Source organism: Mesorhizobium sp. CNPSo 4671, assembly GCF_057784245.1.
In genome coordinates this window covers 82,791-104,388 of record NZ_JBWLUW010000007.1, presented here as the reverse complement: position 1 = coordinate 104,388, position 21,598 = coordinate 82,791, and the positions used below count along the sequence as shown (strand labels likewise).

The 21,598-nt window shown below is 64.4% G+C and carries 20 protein-coding genes; 5 read left to right on the top strand and 15 right to left on the bottom strand.

Translation table 11 applies throughout. The annotated features are described in order from the left end of the window. Positions 1-38: 38 nt before the first annotated feature. The gene (locus AC04SF_RS20245) at positions 39-1,535 is read right to left on the bottom strand and encodes a CoA-acylating methylmalonate-semialdehyde dehydrogenase (RefSeq protein WP_488479258.1); all 1,497 of its coding nucleotides are present in this window, start codon (positions 1,533-1,535) and stop codon (positions 39-41) included. Between the two features lie 162 nt (positions 1,536-1,697). Between AC04SF_RS20245 and AC04SF_RS20240 the strand changes: the two genes are divergently transcribed. The 3 genes from AC04SF_RS20240 to AC04SF_RS20230 all read left to right on the top strand — a co-directional run bounded on the left by AC04SF_RS20240 (position 1,698) and on the right by AC04SF_RS20230 (position 5,319). Next, positions 1,698-2,579, top strand: a complete 882-nt coding sequence (locus AC04SF_RS20240; protein WP_096458081.1) for a LysR family transcriptional regulator — start codon at positions 1,698-1,700, stop codon at positions 2,577-2,579. A 149-nt stretch (positions 2,580-2,728) separates the two neighbouring features. Continuing rightward, positions 2,729-3,172, top strand: a complete 444-nt coding sequence (locus AC04SF_RS20235) for a phospholipase A2 family protein (protein ID WP_488479257.1) — start codon at positions 2,729-2,731, stop codon at positions 3,170-3,172. Then, a complete protein-coding gene (locus tag AC04SF_RS20230) occupies positions 3,169-5,319 on the top strand; it encodes a phospholipase D-like domain-containing protein (protein WP_488479256.1) in 2,151 nt (716 codons plus the stop codon). Before AC04SF_RS20235 ends, AC04SF_RS20230 begins: the two co-directional genes overlap by 4 nt. A gap of 70 nt (positions 5,320-5,389) precedes the next feature. Here the strand turns inward: AC04SF_RS20230 and AC04SF_RS20225 are convergent, their stop codons facing one another. From AC04SF_RS20225 to AC04SF_RS20205, 5 genes are all read right to left on the bottom strand, one after another. Then, on the bottom strand, positions 5,390-6,646 hold the full coding sequence (locus tag AC04SF_RS20225; RefSeq protein ID WP_488479255.1) for a D-amino acid dehydrogenase: 1,257 nt from the start codon (positions 6,644-6,646) through the stop codon (positions 5,390-5,392). Between the two features lie 124 nt (positions 6,647-6,770). Beyond that, positions 6,771-7,325 (bottom strand): GreA/GreB family elongation factor, encoded by a 555-nt coding sequence (locus tag AC04SF_RS20220; RefSeq protein WP_488479456.1) that lies wholly within the window; start codon positions 7,323-7,325, stop codon positions 6,771-6,773. Positions 7,326-7,327: 2 nt separating this feature from the next. Further along, a complete protein-coding gene (gene rnk, locus AC04SF_RS20215) occupies positions 7,328-7,750 on the bottom strand; it encodes a nucleoside diphosphate kinase regulator (RefSeq protein WP_488479254.1) in 423 nt (140 codons plus the stop codon). 275 nt (positions 7,751-8,025) lie between these two features. Beyond that, a complete protein-coding gene (gene alr, locus AC04SF_RS20210; RefSeq protein WP_488479455.1) occupies positions 8,026-9,171 on the bottom strand; it encodes an alanine racemase in 1,146 nt (381 codons plus the stop codon). Positions 9,172-9,236: 65 nt separating this feature from the next. Next, positions 9,237-9,758, bottom strand: coding sequence for an RNA pyrophosphohydrolase (locus tag AC04SF_RS20205; RefSeq protein WP_488479253.1), 522 nt, complete (start codon positions 9,756-9,758; stop codon positions 9,237-9,239). 142 nt (positions 9,759-9,900) lie between these two features. On the opposite strand from AC04SF_RS20205, the gene AC04SF_RS20200 reads away from it, so the two are divergent. Further along, positions 9,901-10,635 carry a hypothetical protein gene (locus AC04SF_RS20200; protein WP_488479252.1) on the top strand — a complete coding sequence of 245 codons (735 nt, stop codon included), beginning with the start codon at positions 9,901-9,903 and terminating at the stop codon, positions 10,633-10,635. A 182-nt stretch (positions 10,636-10,817) separates the two neighbouring features. On the opposite strand, the gene AC04SF_RS20195 is transcribed toward AC04SF_RS20200, so the two are convergent. The 5 genes from AC04SF_RS20195 to rsfS form a co-directional block, all read right to left on the bottom strand. Next, positions 10,818-11,999: a divergent polysaccharide deacetylase family protein gene (locus AC04SF_RS20195; RefSeq protein ID WP_488479251.1), complete on the bottom strand. Its 1,182-nt coding sequence runs from the start codon at positions 11,997-11,999 to the stop codon at positions 10,818-10,820. A 192-nt stretch (positions 12,000-12,191) separates the two neighbouring features. Beyond that, positions 12,192-13,523, bottom strand: a complete 1,332-nt coding sequence (locus AC04SF_RS20190) for a S41 family peptidase (protein ID WP_202352347.1) — start codon at positions 13,521-13,523, stop codon at positions 12,192-12,194. A gap of 1 nt (position 13,524) precedes the next feature. After that, positions 13,525-14,895 (bottom strand): murein hydrolase activator EnvC family protein, encoded by a 1,371-nt coding sequence (locus AC04SF_RS20185; RefSeq protein ID WP_488479250.1) that lies wholly within the window; start codon positions 14,893-14,895, stop codon positions 13,525-13,527. Positions 14,896-15,101: 206 nt separating this feature from the next. Continuing rightward, on the bottom strand, positions 15,102-15,584 hold the full coding sequence (gene rlmH, locus AC04SF_RS20180; protein ID WP_488479249.1) for a 23S rRNA (pseudouridine(1915)-N(3))-methyltransferase RlmH: 483 nt from the start codon (positions 15,582-15,584) through the stop codon (positions 15,102-15,104). 27 nt (positions 15,585-15,611) lie between these two features. Continuing rightward, complete coding sequence (gene rsfS, locus AC04SF_RS20175; protein ID WP_023766075.1) at positions 15,612-15,989, bottom strand: ribosome silencing factor; 378 nt, start codon at positions 15,987-15,989, stop codon at positions 15,612-15,614. A 242-nt stretch (positions 15,990-16,231) separates the two neighbouring features. Here rsfS and AC04SF_RS20170 point away from each other — a divergent pair, with 242 nt between their 5' ends. Further along, positions 16,232-17,083 (top strand): mechanosensitive ion channel family protein, encoded by an 852-nt coding sequence (locus AC04SF_RS20170; RefSeq protein WP_488479248.1) that lies wholly within the window; start codon positions 16,232-16,234, stop codon positions 17,081-17,083. A 32-nt stretch (positions 17,084-17,115) separates the two neighbouring features. Here the strand turns inward: AC04SF_RS20170 and AC04SF_RS20165 are convergent, their stop codons facing one another. The 4 genes from AC04SF_RS20165 to proB form a co-directional block, all read right to left on the bottom strand. Further along, positions 17,116-18,414, bottom strand: a complete 1,299-nt coding sequence (locus tag AC04SF_RS20165; RefSeq protein ID WP_202352346.1) for an MFS transporter — start codon at positions 18,412-18,414, stop codon at positions 17,116-17,118. Positions 18,415-18,509: 95 nt separating this feature from the next. Further along, entirely contained in the window at positions 18,510-19,097 is a 588-nt protein-coding gene (locus AC04SF_RS20160; RefSeq protein WP_488479454.1) for a nicotinate-nucleotide adenylyltransferase, read from the bottom strand. Between the two features lie 72 nt (positions 19,098-19,169). Beyond that, the gene (locus tag AC04SF_RS20155; RefSeq protein ID WP_488479247.1) at positions 19,170-20,456 is read right to left on the bottom strand and encodes a glutamate-5-semialdehyde dehydrogenase; all 1,287 of its coding nucleotides are present in this window, start codon (positions 20,454-20,456) and stop codon (positions 19,170-19,172) included. 3 nt (positions 20,457-20,459) lie between these two features. Further along, positions 20,460-21,596, bottom strand: coding sequence for a glutamate 5-kinase (proB, locus tag AC04SF_RS20150; protein WP_488479246.1), 1,137 nt, complete (start codon positions 21,594-21,596; stop codon positions 20,460-20,462). Positions 21,597-21,598: the final 2 nt, after the last annotated feature.

The window sequence follows — 21,598 nt, the reverse complement described above, 5'->3', positions numbered from 1 at the left end:
GGCCAAAGCCGCGCCCTTAACTCGATGAAAATCCGAATTCAGTTCATCGTCGGAATGACGAACTCGGCACCGTCCTTGATGCCGGACGGCCAGCGCGAGGTGACCGTCTTGGTCTTGGTGTAGAAGCGGAAGGCGTCCGGGCCGTGCTGGTTGAGGTCGCCGAAGGACGACGCTTTCCAGCCGCCGAAGGTGTAATAGGCGATCGGAACCGGGATCGGCACGTTGACACCGACCATGCCGACCTGGACACGGCTTGCGAAGTCACGAGCGGCGTCGCCGTCGCGGGTGAAGATGGCGACGCCATTGCCCATCTCGTGGTCGTTGGCGAGCTTGATCGCGCTCTCATACGTCTGCGCGCGCACCACCGAGAGCACCGGCCCGAAGATCTCTTCCTTGTAGATGCGCATGTCCGCCGTGACGTTGTCGAACAGGCAGCCGCCCATATAGTAGCCGTCCTCATAGCCCTGCATCTTGAAGCCGCGGCCGTCGACGACGAGCGTGGCGCCTTCCTTGACGCCGGTGTCGACATAACCTTTCACGCGCTCCAGTGCCTGCGCCGTCACCAGCGGGCCGAAATCGGCGGCCGAATCCGTCGACGGGCCGACTTTCAGGCTTTCCACGCGCGGTACCAGCTTTTCCATCAGCCGGTTCGCGGTGTCGTTGCCGACCGGAACGGCCACCGAGATCGCCATGCAGCGCTCGCCTGCCGAGCCGTAGCCGGCCCCGATCAGCGCGTCGACGGTCTGGTCCATGTCGGCGTCGGGCATGATGATCATGTGGTTCTTGGCGCCACCAAAACACTGCACGCGCTTGCCCGCCGCGGTGCCGCGCGAATAGATGTAATGCGCGATCGGCGTCGAGCCGACAAAGCCGACGGCCTTGATATCGGGATCGTCGAGGATGGCGTCGACCACTTCTTTGTCGCCGTTGACGACGTTGAGGATGCCCGCCGGCAGGCCGGCCTCGAGGAACAGCTCGGCGATGCGGATCGGCACGCCCGGGTCACGCTCCGACGGCTTCAGGATGAAGGCATTGCCGCAAGCGATTGCCGGCGCGATCTTCCACAGCGGGATCATCGCCGGGAAGTTGAACGGCGTGATGCCGGCGACGACGCCAAGCGGCTGGCGCATCGAATAGACGTCGATGCCGGGGCCGGCGCCATCGGTGAACTCGCCCTTCATCATGTGCGGCGCGCCGATGCAGACCTCGACCACTTCGAGGCCGCGCTGGATGTCGCCCTTGGCGTCGGCGATCGTCTTACCGTGCTCGCGCGCCAGAATGTCGGCCAGTTCGTCATAGTCGCGGGCGACCAGTTCGAGGAATTTCATCAGCACGCGCACGCGGCGCTGCGGGTTGGTGGCGGCCCATTTCGGCTGTGCTGCCTTGGCGTTCTCGACCGCCGCGCGCAGTTCCGCCTGCGAGGCGAGCGCCACCGTGCCGCGCACGGAGCCATCCATCGGCTGCATGACGTCCTGCTTGCGGCCGCTGGTACCGGCGACACGCTTGCCGCCGATGAAATGACCGTATTCGATCATGATGTCTCTCCCTTGTTTGTGATGGGTGCATTGTCCGCCTTTGTGGTGGCGAAGGCAACGCGAGGGAGAACGCAACCGTTGTGCGAAAATTAGATATCGATTGACTGGCGAGCATCAATTCTCGCAAATGGCCGACAACAAGATATCTCCTGGGGGATGCCCGTGAACTGGGATGACGTCCGCATCTTTCTCGCCGTGGCGCGTGCCGGCCAGATTCTCGGCGCCGCCAGGCGGCTGGAGCTCAACCACGCCACCGTCTCGCGCCGCATCGCAGCACTCGAGGACGCGCTGCGCACAAAACTCTTCCGCCGGCTGACCACCGGCAGCGAGTTGACGCCCGCCGGCGAGCGGTTCCTCGATATTGCCGAGCGCATGGAGGGCGACATGATCGCCGCGCGTTCGACCATATCAGGCGAAGGCGACGATATCTCCGGCACCGTGCGCATCGGAGCACCCGACGGCTTCGGCGTCGCCTTCCTGGCCAGACGCCTCGGCGAACTGACCGCGCTGCACCGCGAGCTGACGATCCAGCTCGTGCCGGTGCCGCGCTCCTTCTCCCTGTCGCGGCGCGAGGCCGACATCGCCATCACCGTCGAGCGGCCGACCGAAGGTCGGCTGGTGGCGGGCAAGCTGGTCGACTATTCGCTCGGCCTGTTTGCCTCGCGCGCGTACGCAGATGCCAATGGCCTGCCCAAAACAGCGGCCGAACTCGGCCGGCACACCCTCATTGGGTATGTGCCTGACCTGATCGTCAGCCCATCGCTCGACTACGCCGCCGAATTCAGCGCGGACTGGCGCACCAGCTTCGCCATTTCCTCCGCACTCGGCCAGGCCGAAGCGGTGCGCTCGGGCGCCGGCATCGGCATCCTGCACACCTTCGTCGCCCGTTCGATGCCCGAGCTGGTGGCCGTCGATGTGGTGGCGCCCATCCGCCGCGCCTACTGGCTGGTCTATCACGAATCGGTCAGGCCGCTGCGCCGCATCCAGATCGTCGCCGGCTTCATCACCAAGGCGGTGGAGCGGGAAAGAAGCCTTTTCCTTTAGAAGCGCTGTCAGAGGCGCCTGGCAGGTGCAACACACGACGCCTTTCCCTTGCCACAAAACCGGCCAGTGTGGCATCAGGCGTGCGGTCGCCGGCCACGAGGCAAGGCCGCCGGGTGGGGAAATCGTTCAGAAAGCTGGCGCGGATAAACATGCGAGCCGTTCTTGCCATCCTGCCGCTGCTTTTCGTCTCGGCCTGCGCCAACCCATGGGCCAAGGTGCCGGAAGCCGAATTGCCCAAGCCGATCCGCTACGCCATGGCGCGCCCCTCGCCTTTCGTCATCGGCAATTATTGCGGCCCCGGCACCCGCACCGGCGATCTGTCGGCCCGGCCGGTGAACCGCCTCGACGCCGTATGCCAGGTCCATGACGCCTGCTACATCGCCCGCCACAATCATTGCGACTGCGACTCCGCGCTTATCACCTCCGCCAGGGCAATTCGCGACGACAAGACGGCGCCACGCAAGATGCGCAGCGAGGCAGAATTGCTGATCGCTACCTTCGCCATTCCCGTCTGCAAGGTGTTTCCACAGGGCTTCATGCCGCCGCGCGACCCGGCACAGTTGAGCGCGATGAAGGCCGGAGCCGCCGGTTGAACCGCAGCGCATCCATCATCCTTGCCCTAATCGGGCTGGCCGCCCTTGCCGGTTGTACCGGCACAGGCCGCAATGCCTGCGACCTCCTGCCGGGACAGGAAGCCTGCGCGCGGCCTTCTCTGTCGGCCGGCACGCCCGGGCCGCAGGTCGCGGCGTCGCAGTTTTTCGGCGATGCCGGCGCCAGTGACTACGAAAGACGGTTCCTGGCGCTGCTTGCCCACAATCAGCTCGGCGCCATGGACCGCGCCAACGGCACCGGCCCATTCGGGCGCAACCGGCGCGACGTGCAGAACAGTGACTTCCAGGCGACCTATTCGACGCTGCAGCAACTGGCCGGACCGGTCGCCAGGGCGCATCTGCCGCCCGCCAGTGGCGGCAGCGGCGAGGGCCAGTTCGACGGACGCTGGCGGGTGTCGCGGCAGACGCTTTACATCGATGCGGCGGCGCGGCCCACAGCCCCCAAGACTTTCGATTTCTCCGGCCTGCAGGCACGCAGCACCGAGATCGTCGTGCGCCAGGTCGGCGAGCAGCCTGCCGACATCGAGGCCACCTGCGACGGCGCGTTGGCGATCCGCGACGCCGGCGCCTCGCGCACCATCGCCGCTGGCGCGGCATTTCGGTTCCGCCTGTCTGGCGAGGACGACGCAGTCAGCCTGTTTCCAAGCGACAGCCTGAACCGCTGCACGGCAAGGATCCGATCCAGCCTTGCTTCGGCCGGCGCGCCGCTTACGATCCGGCGCGAAGAGGCCGCCGATCCCTCGCTCGCCAGCTTCGACAGCCGCTACGAGCGTTGCCCGGTCCCCGACAGCGCCGGCCTCGACGCGCTTGAACGCGCCTTCTATGCCAGCCGCTGGCTGTCGCAGACCTGCGCCCTGCCGATCGGCGCGCCCAAGCTGCTGCGCAAGTCGCGCGACGGTTTCAACGCCAAGGTCGAGGCGCTGATGGGCGCGCCTCTGTCCGATGCGGCAATAGACAAAGGCGACCCCGATCTGCCGCTCGATTTCTCCAGGGCACCAAGGCTGAAGCTGATCTATCTGTCCTCGCTCGAATTCAAGGCCGACTTTTCCGGCTGCATCATGGAGCGGCTGATCCGCCATCATGCCGCGCTGGGCACCAAGGTGCGCATCTTGGTCACCGACGTGCTGGAGCGCGAGAAGGACGACGCCATGCTGCACCGGCTGGCGGCCGAGTTCCCCAATGTCGAATTGCAGGAGTACCGCTGGCGCGCCGACCATGGCGCGCCGATCGACGAGCAGATTTCACAATTGCACAAGACCCATCATATCAAGATGCTGGCGACGCTGGCTGAAGACCCAGCGCGCTCGCGCGTCATCATCGGCGGCCGCAACATCCATGATGGCTTCCTGTTCCATCAGCCGATCGACCTGTCGCGCTATCCAGACCTGCAGCAATACGGCAAGACCGACGGGCTTTCGCTGAACTACTATTCGAACTGGAGCGACTTCGACATCGAGTTCGCCGACAGCGCCACGGTCGAGACGCTCGCCGCGCATCTGTCGACGATATGGTTGCGCGACGCCGACACCAATCTGGCGCGCCCCTTCTCCATCCCGGTTCGCGGTGATGGCCCCCAAGGCAATGCCCGGCATTTCATTTCGGTGCCCTATGAAGACGATCATGCGCTGGAGGCCTATTTCGTCGAGCTGGTCGATGCCGCTCAACACCACATCCAGATCGTCAACCCCTACCTTAATTTGACGCCGAGCCTCGCCCAGGCCTTTGACCGGGCGCTCGCCCGCGGCGTCAAGATCGACATTGTCGGCCGCATTGATCTCAAGGGCGATATCGGCGGCAGGTTCCTCACCGCGCTCAACAAGCTGTTTGTCGAGAAATATGGCGACCGCATCAACATCCGCGAGTTCAAGGCGCCCGACGTGGTGCTGCATTCCAAGATCATGATGATCGACGAAAGGCTGGTCGCCATCTCCTCGGTCAACCTCAACAACCGCAGCTTCTTCCACGATTCAGAGAACGGCATGATGGTGCTCGATCCCGCCTTCTACATCAGGATGAAGCCGATCTATGACGACTATCTCGCCCACTCGAACCCGGTTTCCACCAAGGTGACGATCCCGTGGGCCTATCGGTTGCTGTTCGATGAGGCCTGGGTCAGGCAGGCGTTCTGATGCCATTCCAGGAATAGTGTGAAGCGGTTTTCCGTCCGGAATTGCATCCCCCCCAGAGGACGCGCCGCGCCTATTTCAGGTAGCGCTCCTGCGCCAGCGCACGGGCATCGATGTCGGGCACCTTGTTGGACATGATGTCGGCCAGCACCTTGGCCGAGCCGCAGGCCATGGTCCAGCCGAGCGTGCCATGGCCGGTGTTGAGGAACAGATTGGAAAGCTCGGTGCGGCCGATCAGCGGCGGCCCATCCGGCGTCATCGGCCGCAGCCCGCACCAGAAGGTCGCCTCGCGCATGGCGCCGGAGCCGGGAAAGAGATCGCCGACCGAATGTTCGAGCGTGCGCCGCCGCGATTCATGCAGCCTGAGGTCGAAGCCGGAAATCTCGGCCGTGCCGCCGACGCGGATGCGGTCGCCGAGCCGGGTGATCGCCACCTTGTAGGTCTCGTCCATCACGGTCGACACCGGCGCCAGGACGGCATCCTTGATCGGCACGGTGATCGAATAGCCTTTGACCGGATAGACAGGGATCGACCGTTTCATCCGGCGCATGAAGCCCGCCGAGTAGCTGCCCAGCGCCATCACATAGGCTTCGGAGGCCTTGAAACCCTTGCTGGTGCTGAGATTGGCAATGCGGTTGCGGCTGCGGATGACGCGCCAGATCGTCGTGTCGTATTCGAACGTGACGCCACGCGCGACACAGAGCTCGGCCAGTTTCTCGGTGAACATCTTGCAGTCACCGGTCTCGTCATGCGGCAGCCGCAGCCCGCCGACGAACTTCTCGCGCACACCGGCCAGCGCCGGCTCCGCCGCGATGCAGCCGTCCTGGTCGAGGATCTCGTAGGGCACGCCATATTTCTTCAGCACCTCGACATCGCCGCCGGTGCCGTCGAGCTGCTTTTGCGTGCGAAACAGCTGCAGCGTGCCCTGGGTCCGCTCGTCATAGCTGATGCCGGTCGCCTCGCGCAGCGCCTTCAGCGTGTCGCGGCTGTATTCGGCCAGCGGCACCATCCGCGACTTGTTGATCGCATAGCGCTCGGCCGTGCAGTTGCGCAGCATCTTGACCAGCCAGGTCCACATATGCGGGTCGAAGGCCGGCCGCACCACCAGCGGGCCATGCTTCATCAACAGCCATTTGATCGCCTTCAGCGGAATGCCGGGTCCGGCCCAGGGCGATGCATAGCCGGGTGAAATCTCGCCGGCATTGGCGAAGCTGGTTTCCAGCGCCGGGCCCTTCTGGCGGTCGAGCACAGTCACCTCGTGGCCAGCCTCGGCAAGATAATAGGCCGTGGTCACCCCGATGACGCCGCCGCCCAGCACCATGATCTTCATCGTTCACTCCTTGCCGCGCCGCGCATCCTCAGGACGCCCATGGACGCGACCGCATTTCTCGATTTGCGCATGATCCCAAATGAAAATCGATGCCGATTTTCGAGACCCATGCGCTGTGGCCCATTCACGCCGCCGAGGGACCGGGGTCGTCGTCTTCTGTCTGCCGCATTCCGGCCGTCTCGCCAAGAGGCCGCCAATCGTCTTCGGCGCTGTAGACAAGAGTGAGCCCGTGCGGTCGTCGCCCATCGGCCCGGTCCTTCTGCCTGACCGCGCGCCGGGCAGCCTCCGGCTGGTAAAGCACGGCCTTGATCAGGATCGACTCCCGTCGGCCATCGGCGTGCTCGATCAAAGCCGTTTCGCCCTGCGCCATGCCTAGCATGCAGAGCCCGCGCCTCGTCGCCACCGACAGGCTGGAGCCGACCGGTCCGCGCACCTCGTTCTGCACCAGGGTGCGCGTCTCGGTCTGACCGGCGTCGATGCTGAACACCACTCTGCTATTGAGCGTCACAATACCGGGCTCGACCGAATCGAGCGGAACGACATCGGCGCTTGAAAGCTTGTGTTCGAGCATACGCGCGATCGGATCCGCGAATGCCCGCCGGCGCGCCAGCATGACTTCGAGGACTGCGAAGTCCTTCGTCGTCAGGCAGCAATTCGTGCTCGTCATCATCGCCTCCACGATCAAGGCCGTCGCGGGCCGGAGGGCGGCGTATCGACGGCTTCAACGGTCACCGACAGTTCCCGGCCGCCACGGCTGCTCCAACACACCGCCTGCCCGATGGTCGCGCCGATGAGCGCCGTTCCCATCGGCGTCAGCACCGAAATCCTGTTTTCGGCAATGTCGGCTTCGCCGGGATAGACCAGCATGATGCGCTGGGTCTCCCCGCCGTCGGCACGGACCGTCACGATCGAGCCCATACGCACCACGCCGGCCGGCATCGCCGCCGCGTCCGTGATGACGGCCCGGTCCATTTCCGAAAGCAGCTCCTCGGCCGTCTCGGGGGTGCGATCGAGCAAGGCCCTCGCCAGGCTGGTCAACCTGCCGTGGTCGGTATCGCTGATCAAAATCTGGCTGCTTGGTCGCAGTCCGATTGCATGTTGCATGGCAAACCTCATGGATCGGCGCATCGAACGAATGCGCGCTTGCCACCGCGCTGACGGCGGCGTGATGAAAAGCCGGCAGCCGCGAAAAGCTGCACGACTTGATGGCGATGGTGGATGTATGGATGCCCCGATAAGGACGGACGCCGGAAGGCGGCCGCGCCGGGGCTACGATCCCGCGATCGGGCAGACCCTGAACAAGGTTCTGGTATAAGCGAGGTTGCTCATGCTCCGAACCTTGCCGACAGGCGCCCGCTTGTCAAGCGCGGCCAAACCGCTCAACCGCCGACATAATGGCGATAAAAGCGCGGACCGAGACTGGCCAGGATTTCATAGCCGATGGTGCCGGCATGGCCGGCGGCATCGTCGACGCTCTGCGAGGGGCCAAGCAGCTCGACCAGATCGCCCTCGCGCAGCCTGCCGGGCGGCAGAGCGGAAATGTCGAGAATGATCGAATCCATCGACACGCGCCCGAGGAAAGGCAGACGCAGTCCTGCGAACCAGGCCGCCGAAGCGGAGCGGCGCAGCCAGCCATCCGCATAGCCGAACGAAATCGTCGCCAGGCTCAGCGGACCGTCCGCGTGATAGGTGTGGCCATAGCCGATGCCGGTGCCCTTTTCGACGCGGCGCGTCTGCGCCACCTTGGCCTGCAGCCGCACCACGGGCAGCATCGGATTGGGTTCGCCGGGCGTCGGGTTGATGCCGTAAAGCGCCGCGCCGGGGCGGGCGAGATCGTAATGATAGGACGGCCCGAGAAAGATGCCGGAAGAATTGGCAAGCGAGGCAGGCGCCCGGGGCAGCATGGCGCGCAGCCGCTCAAACGCCAGCCGCTGCTGTTCATTGGCCGGATGATGCGGCTCGTCGGCGCAGGCCAGGTGGCTCATCACATATCTGATGTCGATGCCGTCGAACGCGCTGCTATCCCCGGCCAGTGCCTCGACTTCGGCTGGCGCCATGCCGAGCCGCGACATGCCGCTGTCGACCTGGAGCGCGGCCGGCAGCCGGCGCCCGGCGTCGTGTGCCACCGTGCGCCAGGCTTGCAACTGCGCGCCACTGTTGATGGCCGCGCAAAGCCCAGCCGCCACTGCTTCCGGCTCGGAGCCCGGCGGCAGCCCGTTCAGCACGTAGATGTCTGGTCCGGTACCGATCGCCTTGCGCAACGCGATGCCTTCAGCCAGCAGCGCGACGAAGAAGATGTCGCAGCCTTCCCGGGCCAACGCTGCTGCCACCTGGGCCGCGCCGAGGCCGTAGCCATTGGCCTTGACCACGCCGGCGCAACGCACGCCGCCCAACCGCGCCTTCAGCCGCCGGTAGTTTTCACGGATGACGCTGAGATCGATGGTCAGGATGGCGCCAGCCGCCACTTCGCTGACCGGCCAATCGGTGACGGTTTTCGCGGCATTCCGGTTGACGGTGTCGTTCATGGCGACCCTCATTGCATCGGCCATCAATACGATCCCCGCACCGGCGCGGCAACCGCGACGCGCCGCTACCGCGCCAGATGGCTGAACGCCGCCACCACCTCTTCATAGACCTTGCGCTTGAACGGCACGATCAGGTCGGGCAGGTCCTGCATCGGCCGCCACGACCATTTGTCGAATTCGGCGGTATGGCCTCCCGGCGGCGGATTGATCTGGATTTCGCTCACATCGCCATGAAAGCGGAAGGCGAACCATTTCTGCGTCTGGCCGCGATAGCGGCCCTTGAAGGCAATGCCGACGAGATGATCCGGCAGGTCGTAGTTGATCCAGTCCGGCGCCTCGGTGAGCAGCGAGACGCTGCGCATGCCGGTCTCCTCATAGAGCTCGCGCTCCGCCGCCTGCAACGGTTCCTCGCCCTTGTCGATGCCGCCTTGCGGCATCTGCCAGAGCTGCGTCGTGCCGGCGAATTCGCTGTCGGGTTCGGCGATGCGATGCCCGACCCAGACCAGGCCCTCGCCATTGAGGATCATCAACCCGACACAGGGGCGGTAGGGCAGCGTTTCACGATCGATGTGTTTGGTCTTTGACATGCCCCTTTCAACCACGTTGGCTGCGAGGAGTCACGATGCATCGAGGAATCGATCGCGATGCCGGGAATCTTCAAGCAAGGAAGTACAGAAAGACTCGACTCCATCTTTTGTTTGCGCCACTGTGTATTCGGGGGATAAGAAGATGTCTTTACAAATGTTGAGGGCGTTAGCCCTTGTATCCATTCTGCCCATGGTCGGCGGATGCCTTCCGCAATCTGTGAAAGGTTGGCCATACCGCAACGGTCCGGACCCGGTCATGCCATATGCGGCGGTAAAACCACATCTCGACAATCAAGTTCAGATCATGAATGCGTTCAAGAGCAACGTGATCGGATATGGCGGCGCTCAACCCGAGAGCAAGATTTGGTATTACACGGCGCTGGAGGGATATAACTTCGTGGACGGGGAGTGCGATCAATACATGGATGAGCTCTACGCGCTGGACCATGGGCGTGATCGCTTCAAATCCGCTGTCGACAGCACCGGGCTGCTGGTGAACGCCATAATGGCGACGGATCCGTCCTCCAAGGTCGCGATGTCTATCGTCGCGCAAGCGTTTGGCCTGGCCAGCAAATACGTCGACACATTCGCAAACAGCTATCTGTATTCCGGCCACTCGTCGACCGTCCATCACGTGGTCTCGGAGATGCAAGCCGCCTACCGCAGCAAGGTCGTGCCCTCGGCCATTACATCTGAACCCGAAGCCTATCAAAGCATCAGGGGCTACCTGGAACTATGCCTGCCGCCGACCATCGAGGCCAAGATTGACGAAGCGCTTTCGGCGAGCAAGGCCAGCACCCCACCCAAGGAAGAAGACGGCAACCCCAAGCCGTCGGCAGCGCCGTTGGTAACGCTCACCGCGCCGCCCACCGACTAGAGCAATTCCAGGAAAAGTGTGTGCGGTTTTCCCGGGGAAAGCGCGTAGCGCTCTCCCTTGGGAATTGCGTCAAAACAAAGAGTTAGAGCAGTTCGCCATTTCCGCGAAGCGGTGAACTGATCTAGATCCTTCCCCGAACCGGGTGATCGCTCGCGACGGGCCTTCGCGGTGTCGCGGCTTCGTCACCTCTTTTGCGGATCGATCGCCACTGCTGAAATCGGCACGATCTCGATGCCGCGTTTCTTGGCCTCGGCAATCCAGGACGACACGGTGTCGACCGTCAGGTCGAAGGCCGAGCCGATGCCGACGGCAGAGCCCTTGGCCCGCGCGGTAGCTTCGAGACTGTCCAGTTTCTTCAGGATGGCGCCGCGATCCTGCACCGCGTCGATCGCCGTATCGCCGGCGACGAAGGGCACGCCGTCCTTCAGCGCCAGGTCGGGCGCCAGGCTGCGCGCCGACGAACCATCGTCGATATAGGCGAGACCCCGTTTGCCGAGTTCGGCCATGAACGGCTCCATCGCCGCCGTGTCGGCGGAAAAGCGTGCGCCCATATAGTTCATGACGCCGGTATAGTTCGTCGTCCGCGACAGCGCCCAGTGCAGATTCTTGAGATTCTCTTCGGCGCTCGCCGCCACGGTCAGCGTGTTGCGGCCGGGGTTGACATTGGGATAGTCGAACGGTTCGAGCGGCACCTGCATGACGATCTCGTGGCCGCCCTGCCGGGCGGCCTGCATCCAGCGGCCGATGCTGTTGCCTTGCGGGGCAAAGGCCAGCGTCACTTCCGCCGGCAACCTGGCAATCGCCGCCTGGGTGCCGGTCTGCGACACGGCAAGCCCGCCGATGACGATTGCCACCCGCGCACCGCGCGCGCCGGACCACGGCCGCGCATAGACATCGAAGGGCCGCCTGCCATCGGCGGAGCGCATCGGCAAGGGTCCGGTGTCGCTGGTTTCGATCAGCGCCTTGTCGGGAAGATGCGCGACCTTCAGGTTCTGCCCGACGGTCGATGGATCACGGATGATGATCGCCGGCTGCGGAGGACCATCGCCCTCCTCCTTCTGCACATGGATGATCTGCGGACCACCGGTCTTGGTTGGCGTTTCAACCTTTGGCGCCGCGACAGGAGTCAAGGCGGATGGCGCGGCAGCGGGCTCGGCCGCCGCCGTCACCTTCGGCGTCGAAACGGCGACCTCTTGCGGCTTGCGAAATGGCTTTTCCCTGAGGGCTATCGCGGCCGAGGCGCCGACCACCGCCAGCACGACAATTGTCGGCACGATCACGCCCGCACTGACCTTGCCGGCAGCGCGCGGCGCCCGGACGGCCTGTCCCAGCGGGCGTTCGATGTCCTTGCCGATATCAGCCAAGCCCTGTCCCCGGAGCACATGATTCCGAAGGCGCCCCTTCGGCGACATACGCGAATTCATCAACCCTGGCGCGCCACTGGCACCGTATCTGGAGGCCTTGTCTTGCCTCGCCGAATCAAACTGCCGGAACCTTTCGGTCCCGGCAGCATCGCATTGCTTCGTTCAGCCGGCCAGAGCTGGCCAGCCAAGCCGTTACTGGTTGAGCACGGCCTTTTCCGGATTGGGCGGGAAGGCCGGGTCGGTCTTCTCGCCGCGCAGCAACTGCTCGGCGAAGATGAGCTGCAGATCGTCCTTCGGATCCGGCGGCACATAGGCTGCCGAGCCCGAGCCGGTCGAACTCTCGTCGGCGCCCTTGATGTGGCCCTTGAGGTCGGACTCGCCGCGCGTCAAATCCCTGCCCTGCAGTTCCGGCGGCAGCGGCTGGTCGACCTTGATGTCGGGCGTGATGCCCTTGCCCTGGATCGACTTGCCCGACGGCGTGTAATAGAGCGCCGTCGTCAGCCTGAGCGCGCCATTCTCGCCGAGCGGAATGATGGTCTGCACCGAACCCTTGCCGAAGGACTGCGTGCCGACCACCGTGACGCGGCGCAGATCCTGCAGCGCGCCGGCGACGATTTCGGAGGCGCTGGCAGAGCCGCCATTGACGAGCACGATTATCGGCTTGCCGTTGACGTCGTCGACCTGCTTCGGCTTGGCGTCGAAGCGGGTGACGTCCTTCGGATCGCGGCCGCGCGTCGAGACGATCTCGCCGCGCTTGAGGAAGGCGTCGGACACGCTCACCGCCTGGTCGAGCAGACCGCCCGGATTGAGGCGCAGGTCCAGCACATAGCCCTTGAGCTTGTCGTCCGGCACCTGCTTCTTGATGGTGTCGATGGCGCTCTCGAGGTCGTCATAGGTCTTTTCGGTGAAGGAGGTGATCTTCATGTAACCGATGTCCTTCTCGACCCGGAACTTGACCGCCTTGACCTTGATGATGTCGCGGACCACCGTCAGCTCGATCGGCTTGTCGGCACCCTGGCGCAGGATGGTGAGCTTGATCGGCGTGTTGACCAGGCCGCGCATCTTGTCGACCGCGTCGTTGAGCGTCAGGCCGCGAACCTCTTCACCGTCGATCTTGGCGATGTAGTCACCGGCCAGCACACCAGCCTTGGCGGCAGGCGTGTCGTCGATCGGCGTGATCACCTTGACCAGGTCGTTCTCCATGGTGACCTCGATGCCGAGGCCGCCGAATTCGCCCTTGGTCTGCACACGCATGTCCTGCGCCTGTTCGGCGTTCATGTAGGAGGAGTGCGGGTCAAGCGACGAAAGCATGCCGTTGATGGCGTTCTCGACCAGCGACTTGTCGTCGGGCGGCGTGACATATTGTGCCCGCACCCGCTCGAAGATGTCGCCGAAGATCGCCAGCTGCTTGTAGGTCTCCGATCCCGCAGCGTTCGCCGACGAGCCAGGAGCACCATAGACAAGGCTCATGGCGGAGGCGCCCATCAGCGCACCGGCAAACAGAAGCGACAGTTTCCGCATCATTTCACGTCCTTCCAGAAAAACGGTCCGCCCACCATGGGGCCGGATCGACGGGTTTTCCATCCTTGCGGAACTCGACATAAAGTTCCGGCGTGGCATTTCCATTCTTCGAAACCGAGGTGCTTGCCACCCGGGCCTCCCCCATCGCGCCGACCGGCTCTCCTGCGAGCACCGACTGGCCGGTCACGACGCTGATTCTGCTCATCCCCGCCAGAACGACATGATAACCGTCGCCGGCATTGAGGATCAAGAGTTGACCATAGGAGCGAAACGGCCCCGCATAAAGCACATTCCCATCCGCCGGCGCGGTAACGATGGCTCCCGATTGTGTCGCAAGCATGTCTCCAAGCATCACCGCGCCGTTACCGTCATCGGCGCCGAAGCGGCGCTTGATGCGGCCGGTGACCGGCAGCGCGATCTGCCCCTGCAGCGCCGAAAAGGGAGCAGCCGCGGTGAGCCGATTGCCTTCGGGGACCGGCAGTGCTGCCAGCGATGCCGTTTTGTCACCACCCGTCTGATCGTCACCCGGCTGAGCGGCGGCGGCTGCCTTTGCGGCATCCGCGGCCTTGCGGGCCTTGTCGGCCTGCGCTTCAAGCGAGGCAATCAGGTCCTTCAGGCTGGAGGCCTTGGCCGCCAGTTGCTCTGAACGCTGCCGTTCGGCCGCCATTTGCGCCTGCGTATCGGCCTCGAGCTTCTGCTTGGCTTCCAGCAGCATGCCGAGCCGCTTCTTTTCCGCCACCTGCTCGCCGACGGCCTCCGTCAGCCGCGCCCGCTCGGCCTCGATCGAGGCGGTCACCCGGGTCTGCTCCTTGAGGTCGGCCAGCAGGCTGTCGGTCTGCTGGCGCAATTCCGGCACCACGGCGCCGAGCAGGATGGCGCTGCGCACCGACGACAGCGCATCCTCCGGCTTGACCAGGATCGCCGGCGGCGGGTTGAGGCCCATGCGCTGCAGCGCGCCCAGCACCTCGGCCAGCACGTCGCGCCGCGCCACAAGCGAGGCGCGGATCTTCTGCTGCTGGCCCTTCAGCCCTTCCAGCTTGGCACCGATGTCCTCGATGTCCTGGCCAAGCTTCTGCTCGGTCATCGCCGACTGGATCAGCGCCGCGGTGATCGAGGCATGGTCCTTCTTGACCGCGGCGATATCGGCGGCGAGCTTGGCCAGCCGTTCCGACGACAGCGTTATTTCCTTGGAAACCTGTTCGTATTCAGCGCGGCTCTGGTCCGGATCGGGCGCCATGTCGAGCGTGTTCTCGGCCCGGGTGGCATGCAACGACAAAAGCACCGCCACCGCCGCGATGCCGCAGCGCGCGCGCCCAAAGCGCCCGGTTGATGAGCCCGCTGTTGAGCCCAGTGTCGATTTCCAGCCTTCAGACATTCGCGATCTATACTATCCGCGGCTTCGTTAACGAATCATCAACCATGTTTGGGAGCCCGTCTCCGACTGCATGTTGCCCAAAAGTGGTCCGCTCTTTGGGAAAACGGCACGCATAAAAACCAGAGATTTTCCATCTTGCGCGGCATTGGGGCGGAAATCCGGGCAATGGGCGACGAATCACGCTGCCGGCAACTGTAGCGGCAGGCTCACGAGCGATGATAGGGGTGGCCGGAAAGGATTGTCGCCACCCTGTAGAGCTGCTCGCCCAGCATCACCCGCACCAGCTGATGCGGCCAAGTCAGCGCGCCGAACGACAGCACGAGGTCAGCCTGGTCGCGCAGCGGTGGATCGTGGCCATCGGCGCCGCCAATGGCCAGCACCAGCGCCTTGCGCCCACCGTCGCGCAACTGTCCGATACGATTGGCGAAATCCTGCGAGGAAAGGCTCTTGCCGCGCTCATCGAGCAGGATGAGCGCCGTGCCCGGCTGCAGCTGCGCCTGCAGCCTGGAACCCTCGTCGCGCTGGCGCTCGGCAGCGCCCTGCGACCGGCCCTCGGCGATCTCGGTGATCCCGGCGAATTCCAGCCCGACCGCTGGCCCGCTCTTGGCGAAGCGCTCGAAATAGCGGTCGGCCAACTCCCGCCCGGGGCCGGCTTTCATTCGGCCCACGGCATGAACTGAAATCTTCATCCCGCCTCTATAAACCCCGTGAAGGGCTTAGTGGAGGGTCTCTTCCTCGAGATCCGGCGCCTGCCACATCTTTTCGAGATTGTAGAATTCGCGGACTTCGGGGCGGAAGACATGGACGATGATATCGCCCGAATCGATCAGGACCCAGTCGGCGCCGGACAGCCCCTCGACGCGCGCCGTGCCGAGGCCGGCATCCTTGAGCGCCTTGAGGAGATGGTCGGCGACAGCCGAGACATGACGGTGCGATCGACCCGACGCGACGACCATGTAGTCGCCGAGGCTCGATTTCCCCTGAATGTCGATTGAGACAATATTTTCGGCCTTGGAGTCTTCCAGACTGGCAAGGACTGTCTTGATGGCGCGGGACACGGCGTCGTCTACGCTGATCCCGGCCGGCGAAGGCATGATGTCGGCCTTCTTCCGCAGTGCTGTTCTCAGTGTATTTCCTTTCGCAGCAAGAACAACCAAATCACCCCCAAAAGCAGGTGACACCACTTAGATAGGCAGAGTTCCCTGACAGTTTCAAGACGCAGCCCCAACTCACGCGAACTCGCCGGTTGCCCACTTGTTCCACATGGCGGGCAAAAAGATCGGAACCCAGGCGTCTGGCATGGGTTATCGGCTGACCGACCAACCGGAATCCAGCCATGCCGATCGACCCGCAAAACACCCTTCTCACCGTCCAGGCCGGCCTGGCACAGCTCAGCACGTTGATCGTCTCCTATTCCTTCTCGGCCATCGGCGCGATCATCCTGCTGGTGGTCGGCTACCTCGTCGCCGGCCTCGCCGAGCGTTCGATCTTTGCCGGCCTCGGCCATATCCATGGTTTCGATGCGACGCTGCGGCATTTCTTTTCCAAGATCGTCCGCTACGCGATCCTGATTCTTGTCGTCATCATGGTGCTCGGCCAGTTCGGCGTGCAGACCGCCTCGATCATCGCCGCGATCGGCGCCATCGGTCTTGCCATCGGCCTGGCGCTGCAAGGCACGCTGCAGAACATCGCCGCCGGCATCATGCTGCTGGCACTGCGGCCGTTCCGCATCGGCGAATCCGTCGAGGTTGGCGCCATATCAGGCTCGATCGAGGAAATCGGGCTGTTCGCTACCAGGCTCAGGACCGCGGACGGCGTCTACATCCTGGCGCCCAATTCGACATTGTGGAACCAGCCGGTGCGCAACTTTTCGCGCAATGGCGTGCGCCGCGCCGACATCAGCTTGAGCATCGGCTCGTGGAACGACATCGATGGGGCGCAGAAGACATTGCTTGCCATTGCCGCTGCCGAGAAGCGCATTCGTCGCGAACCAGCACCGATCGCCTTCGTGGCCAGCCTCGGCGACACGACCGTTTCGCTCACCCTGCGCTATTGGACCGCGGCCGCCGACTACTTCTCCACGAACATCGACATGACGAAACGCGCCAAGCAGGCTTTCGACAGCGCGGGCATCTCCATCCCGCTACCGCCACCGGAAGCGCCGGTGACCGAGGCCCGCAAGCAGTAGAGCAATTCAGCCCAGACCGCGAAAAAAGGACTTCAGTCCTTGACCCGGCCTTGCGGTTCGTCGGTGGTGAAGGCGAGTTCGACGGGCAAGGGCGCCTGCGCCGACATCGGCGTGAAACTGCCCGTAGCGGTTGCCGGGACCGGCCGAGCCGCTATTACCCGCCATAGCACGAACAGGCAAAACAGCGCGGCGATGATGATTCCGACATAGATGAACGTCGCGGTGCCGAAAACCACCGAAAGCGCCGTGACGATGCCCGGCACAACGAAGCCGGCCAGCGACCAGGCAAACAGCATCGAACTCGACAGGGCGAGAAGCTCATCCTTCTTGGCGCGGTCAGCGGCATGCGCGCTTGAGAGGGAATAGATCGATTCCGCCGCACCGTCCCAGATCAGATAGATCACCACCAGGACCATCAGCGCACCGCCGTCGAACACGATGGCGAGCACGCTGGCGACAATCGCCAGCATCGCGGCGCCGGCGAGCACGAAGCGCCGATCCGTGCGGTCCGAAATCCAGCCAAGAGGGATCTGCAGGATCAGCGTTCCAACCGGCATCGCCGACAGAAGCAGCGCGACGTCACCTTGCGTGTAGCCCTTGGCGGTGGCGTGTATGGGCGCAAAGCCCGAGATGATCATCGACAAGCCACCGACCGCCAGCATACCGGCGACCCCAACAGGCGAAATGCGCCATGCTTGCCGCAACGCGACAGAAGCCGCCTGCGGCGCTGGCGGCTGAGCAAGGCGGGTCATGCCGACGGGCAGGATCGACAAGGCCGTAAAGGTGATGCCGATCAGAGAGGCTGCGGCGGTGTGGATGTCGACGATTGCAAGTGTCGCATAGCCGACACCCAACCCGGCAACGTAGGAGACGTAGAATACCGCCATAACCCGCCCGCGTATGGCATTGGGGAGCGCGTCGTTGAGCCAGCTCTGCGCGACGATGAACAGGCCGCATATGGCAAAACCGTAAAGGGCACGCGCGCCGATCCACAACAGGGGATGCGGCCCGGCGCCGATGGCCGCGTTGGAAAGCGCGATCAGCGCCGACAGCACCATGAAGGCGCGGGCGTGGCCGACCCGGCGCACCAGTGGTCCGGTGAGGATACAGCCGGCAAGGCCGCCGGCCGAAAGCCCGGTGACGATCAGCCCGGCCCAGGTCGGATCGAAGCCCTCGACACCAAGCCGGACCGGGATGTAGGCGAACATCAGCCCGTTGCCGATGGCGATCAGCGCCATCGACACGATGACGCTGGCAATCGCGATCAGCGGCGTCGCCGCGCTGCCATGCTCCGGCTCGATCGTGGGTTGGGTTTTGGTTTGAATTGCCATTTCAGGTCAGCATCGCCGATCGGCTGGGCACGCGCCGCTGTAAAAACGACATGGCCGGACAGCTGAAACGCTGGCACTTCCCTTAGCGGAGAAGCTTACCCCTTCGCCATCTTCCGGATCGCGCTCGACGACAGCGACGAGCGCGGGCCGTGGATGAAAGTCCAGGCCGGTGCCTGCATGCGGGCAAGCAGCGGCGCGTCGCCTTCGTCGATGCGGGCATAATCGAAGGTCTTTGCGACGACCGACGACAGGAACGACAGCGTCGCGCCCGGCCGGTCAATGACCGCGATCGGGAAGGTCAGCACGATCTCGCGCCAACGCTGCCAGCGGTGGAAGTCGCGCAAACTGTCCGCCCCCATGATCCAGACGAAATCGACGCCAGGGTTGCGCGCCTTGACCAGCGCCAGCGTGTCGGCGGTATAGCGCACATGATGCGCCGCCTCGAAGGCGGTGACCTTGATCTTTGGGTTCCTGGCGATCTTCTCCGACAGCTGCAGCCGTTCAGTCAGCGGCGCCAACTCACGCGTGTTCTTCAGCGGGTTGCCCGGCGTCACCATCCACCACAGCTGGTCGAGCGCCAGGCGCCGCAGTGCAATTTCGGCGACCAGCGCATGGCCAGCATGCGGCGGGTTGAACGAGCCACCGAACAGGCCGACCGTCAGCCCTTTTTCGGCATGAGGCATCTTCAGGTAACGGGAGGGGACCGCCGGTTCGGAAGATGCCAGCATCGCCTCAGGCTCTAGCGACAAAAAGCGTCAAGGCCTCACCTGTCCCGACCCGCGCACGCGGTATTTGAACGAGGTCAGTTGCTCGACGCCGACCGGCCCGCGCGCATGCATCTTGCCGGTGGCGATGCCGATTTCGGCGCCCATGCCGAACTCGCCGCCATCGGCGAATTGCGTCGAGGCATTGTGCAGCAGGATCGCCGAATCGATCTCGTTAAAGAACCGCTCCACCGCTTTCGCGTCCTCGGCGATGATCGCCTCGGTGTGATGCGAGGAGAAGGTCTCGATATGTTCGATCGCACCGCTGATGCCATCGACCAGCTTCACCGCGATGATGGCGTCGAGATATTCCGTCACCCAGTCGGCGTCGGTCGCCGGCCTGGCGTCGAAAAACACCTTCAGCACCTCCTGATCGGCATGGATCTCGCAGCCGGCGGCGCGCAAAGCATCGAGGATCGGCACCAGATGGGTGGACGTCACCGCACGGTCGACCAGCAGCGTCTCGGCGGCACCGCAGACGCCTGTGCGCCGCATCTTGGCGTTGACAGCGATCCTGATCGCCATGTCGAGATCGGCGGAGCGGTCGATATAGAGATGGCAGATGCCTTCGAGATGGGCAAAGACCGGCACCCGCGCTTCGCTCTGCACCCGCCCGACCAGGCTCTTGCCGCCGCGCGGGATGATGACGTCGAGCGTGCCGCCGAGGCCCTTGAGCATCTCGCCGACGGCGGCGCGGTCGGTGGTCGGCACCAGCTGGATGGCGTCTTCCGGCAAGCCGGCGGCTTTCAGCCCCTCGACCAGGCAGGCATGGATGGCGGAGGACGAATTGAGCGAGTCCGAACCGCCGCGCAGGATCACCGGATTGCCGGCCTTGAGGCAGAGCGCACCGGCATCGGCCGTGACGTTGGGCCGGCTCTCATAGATGACGCCGACGACACCGAGCGGCGTGCGCACGCGCTCGATCTGCAAGCCGTTGGGCCGCTCCCAGGCAGCGATGACATCGCCGACCGGATCCTTGAGTTCCGCGATCTCGCGGATGCCATCGGCCATGGCGCGGATGCGTGCCGGATTGAGCTTCAGCCGGTCCATGAAGGAAGCGGAAAGCCCGGACTCGTGGCCATTAGACACATCGATGGCATTGGCGTCGAGGATGTCCTGCTCACGGGAAATGATCGCGTCGGCCATGGCGACAAGCGCGCCATTCTTGGCGGCAGTGGCGGCGATGGCCAGCGGTCCGGCAGCGGCGCGAGCGCGACGGCCGATATCGGCCATCAGCGCCACGGTGTCGTCTCCGGATTTTTCATGCAGCTTCAGCATGGCTCATCCTCCGCTTATGTCGCCTCCGGCGTGACTCACCACGAGATCGTCGCGGTGGATCATCGCCGAACGCGCTTCGTAACCGAGCACGGTTTCGATCTCGGCCGTCTTCAGGCCTGCGATCCTTACGGCATCGGCGGCATCATAGGCAACCAGCCCGCGCGCGATCTCGCGGCCCTCGGGCGACAGGATCGCCACCGTGTCGCCGCGCGAGAAATTGCCGCTGACCAGCTTGACGCCGGCCGGCAGCAGCGATTTGCCCGATGTGAGCGCGCCGACAGCGCCGGCATCGACGGTCAGCCGGCCGGCCGGTTCGAGCTGGCCGGCGATCCAGGTCTTGTAGCCTTTCACCGGATTGGCGCTCGGCTTGAAGAAGGTGGCGCGCTCGCCGCGCTCGATCGCCATCAGCGGCGACAGCCGCGTGCCCGAGGTGATGATCATCGCGGTGCCAGCGGCGGTGGCGATCTTGCCGGCATCGAGTTTTGTCCGCATGCCGCCGCGCGACAGCTCGGAGGCGGCCGCCCCCGCCATCGCCTCGATATCAGGCGTGATGCGGTCGACCACCGGAATGAATTTTGCTCCTGGATCCTTGGCCGGCGGCGCCGTGTAGAGCCCGTCAATGTCGGACAGCAGCACCAGAAGATCGGCGCCCATCATCGTCGCGACGCGCGCGGCCAGCCGGTCATTGTCGCCATAGCGGATTTCGGAGGTGGCGACCGTGTCGTTCTCGTTGATGACCGGCACCGCCTTCATCTTGAGCAGCGTCGAGATCGTCGCGCGCGCATTGAGATAGCGGCGTCGCTCCTCGGTATCGCCAAGCGTCAGCAGGATCTGGCCCGATTTCAGCGCACCCTTGCCGAGCGCATCCGACCAGGCGCCGGCCAGCGCAATCTGTCCGACGGCGGCAGCCGCCTGGCTCTCCTCGAGCTTCAGCGCCCGCTTGCCGAGGCCAAGAATGGTGCGGCCAAGCGCGATGGCGCCGGAGGAGACGACGAGGATTTCGGCGCCGCCCTGAGCAAGCACCGCGATGTCGTCGGCGAGCGAGTCCAGCCAGTCGCGCTTCAGGCCGCTCGCGCGGTCGACGAGCAGCGCCGAGCCGATCTTGACGGTGATGCGCCGGTATTTTTTCAGCGACTGCATGG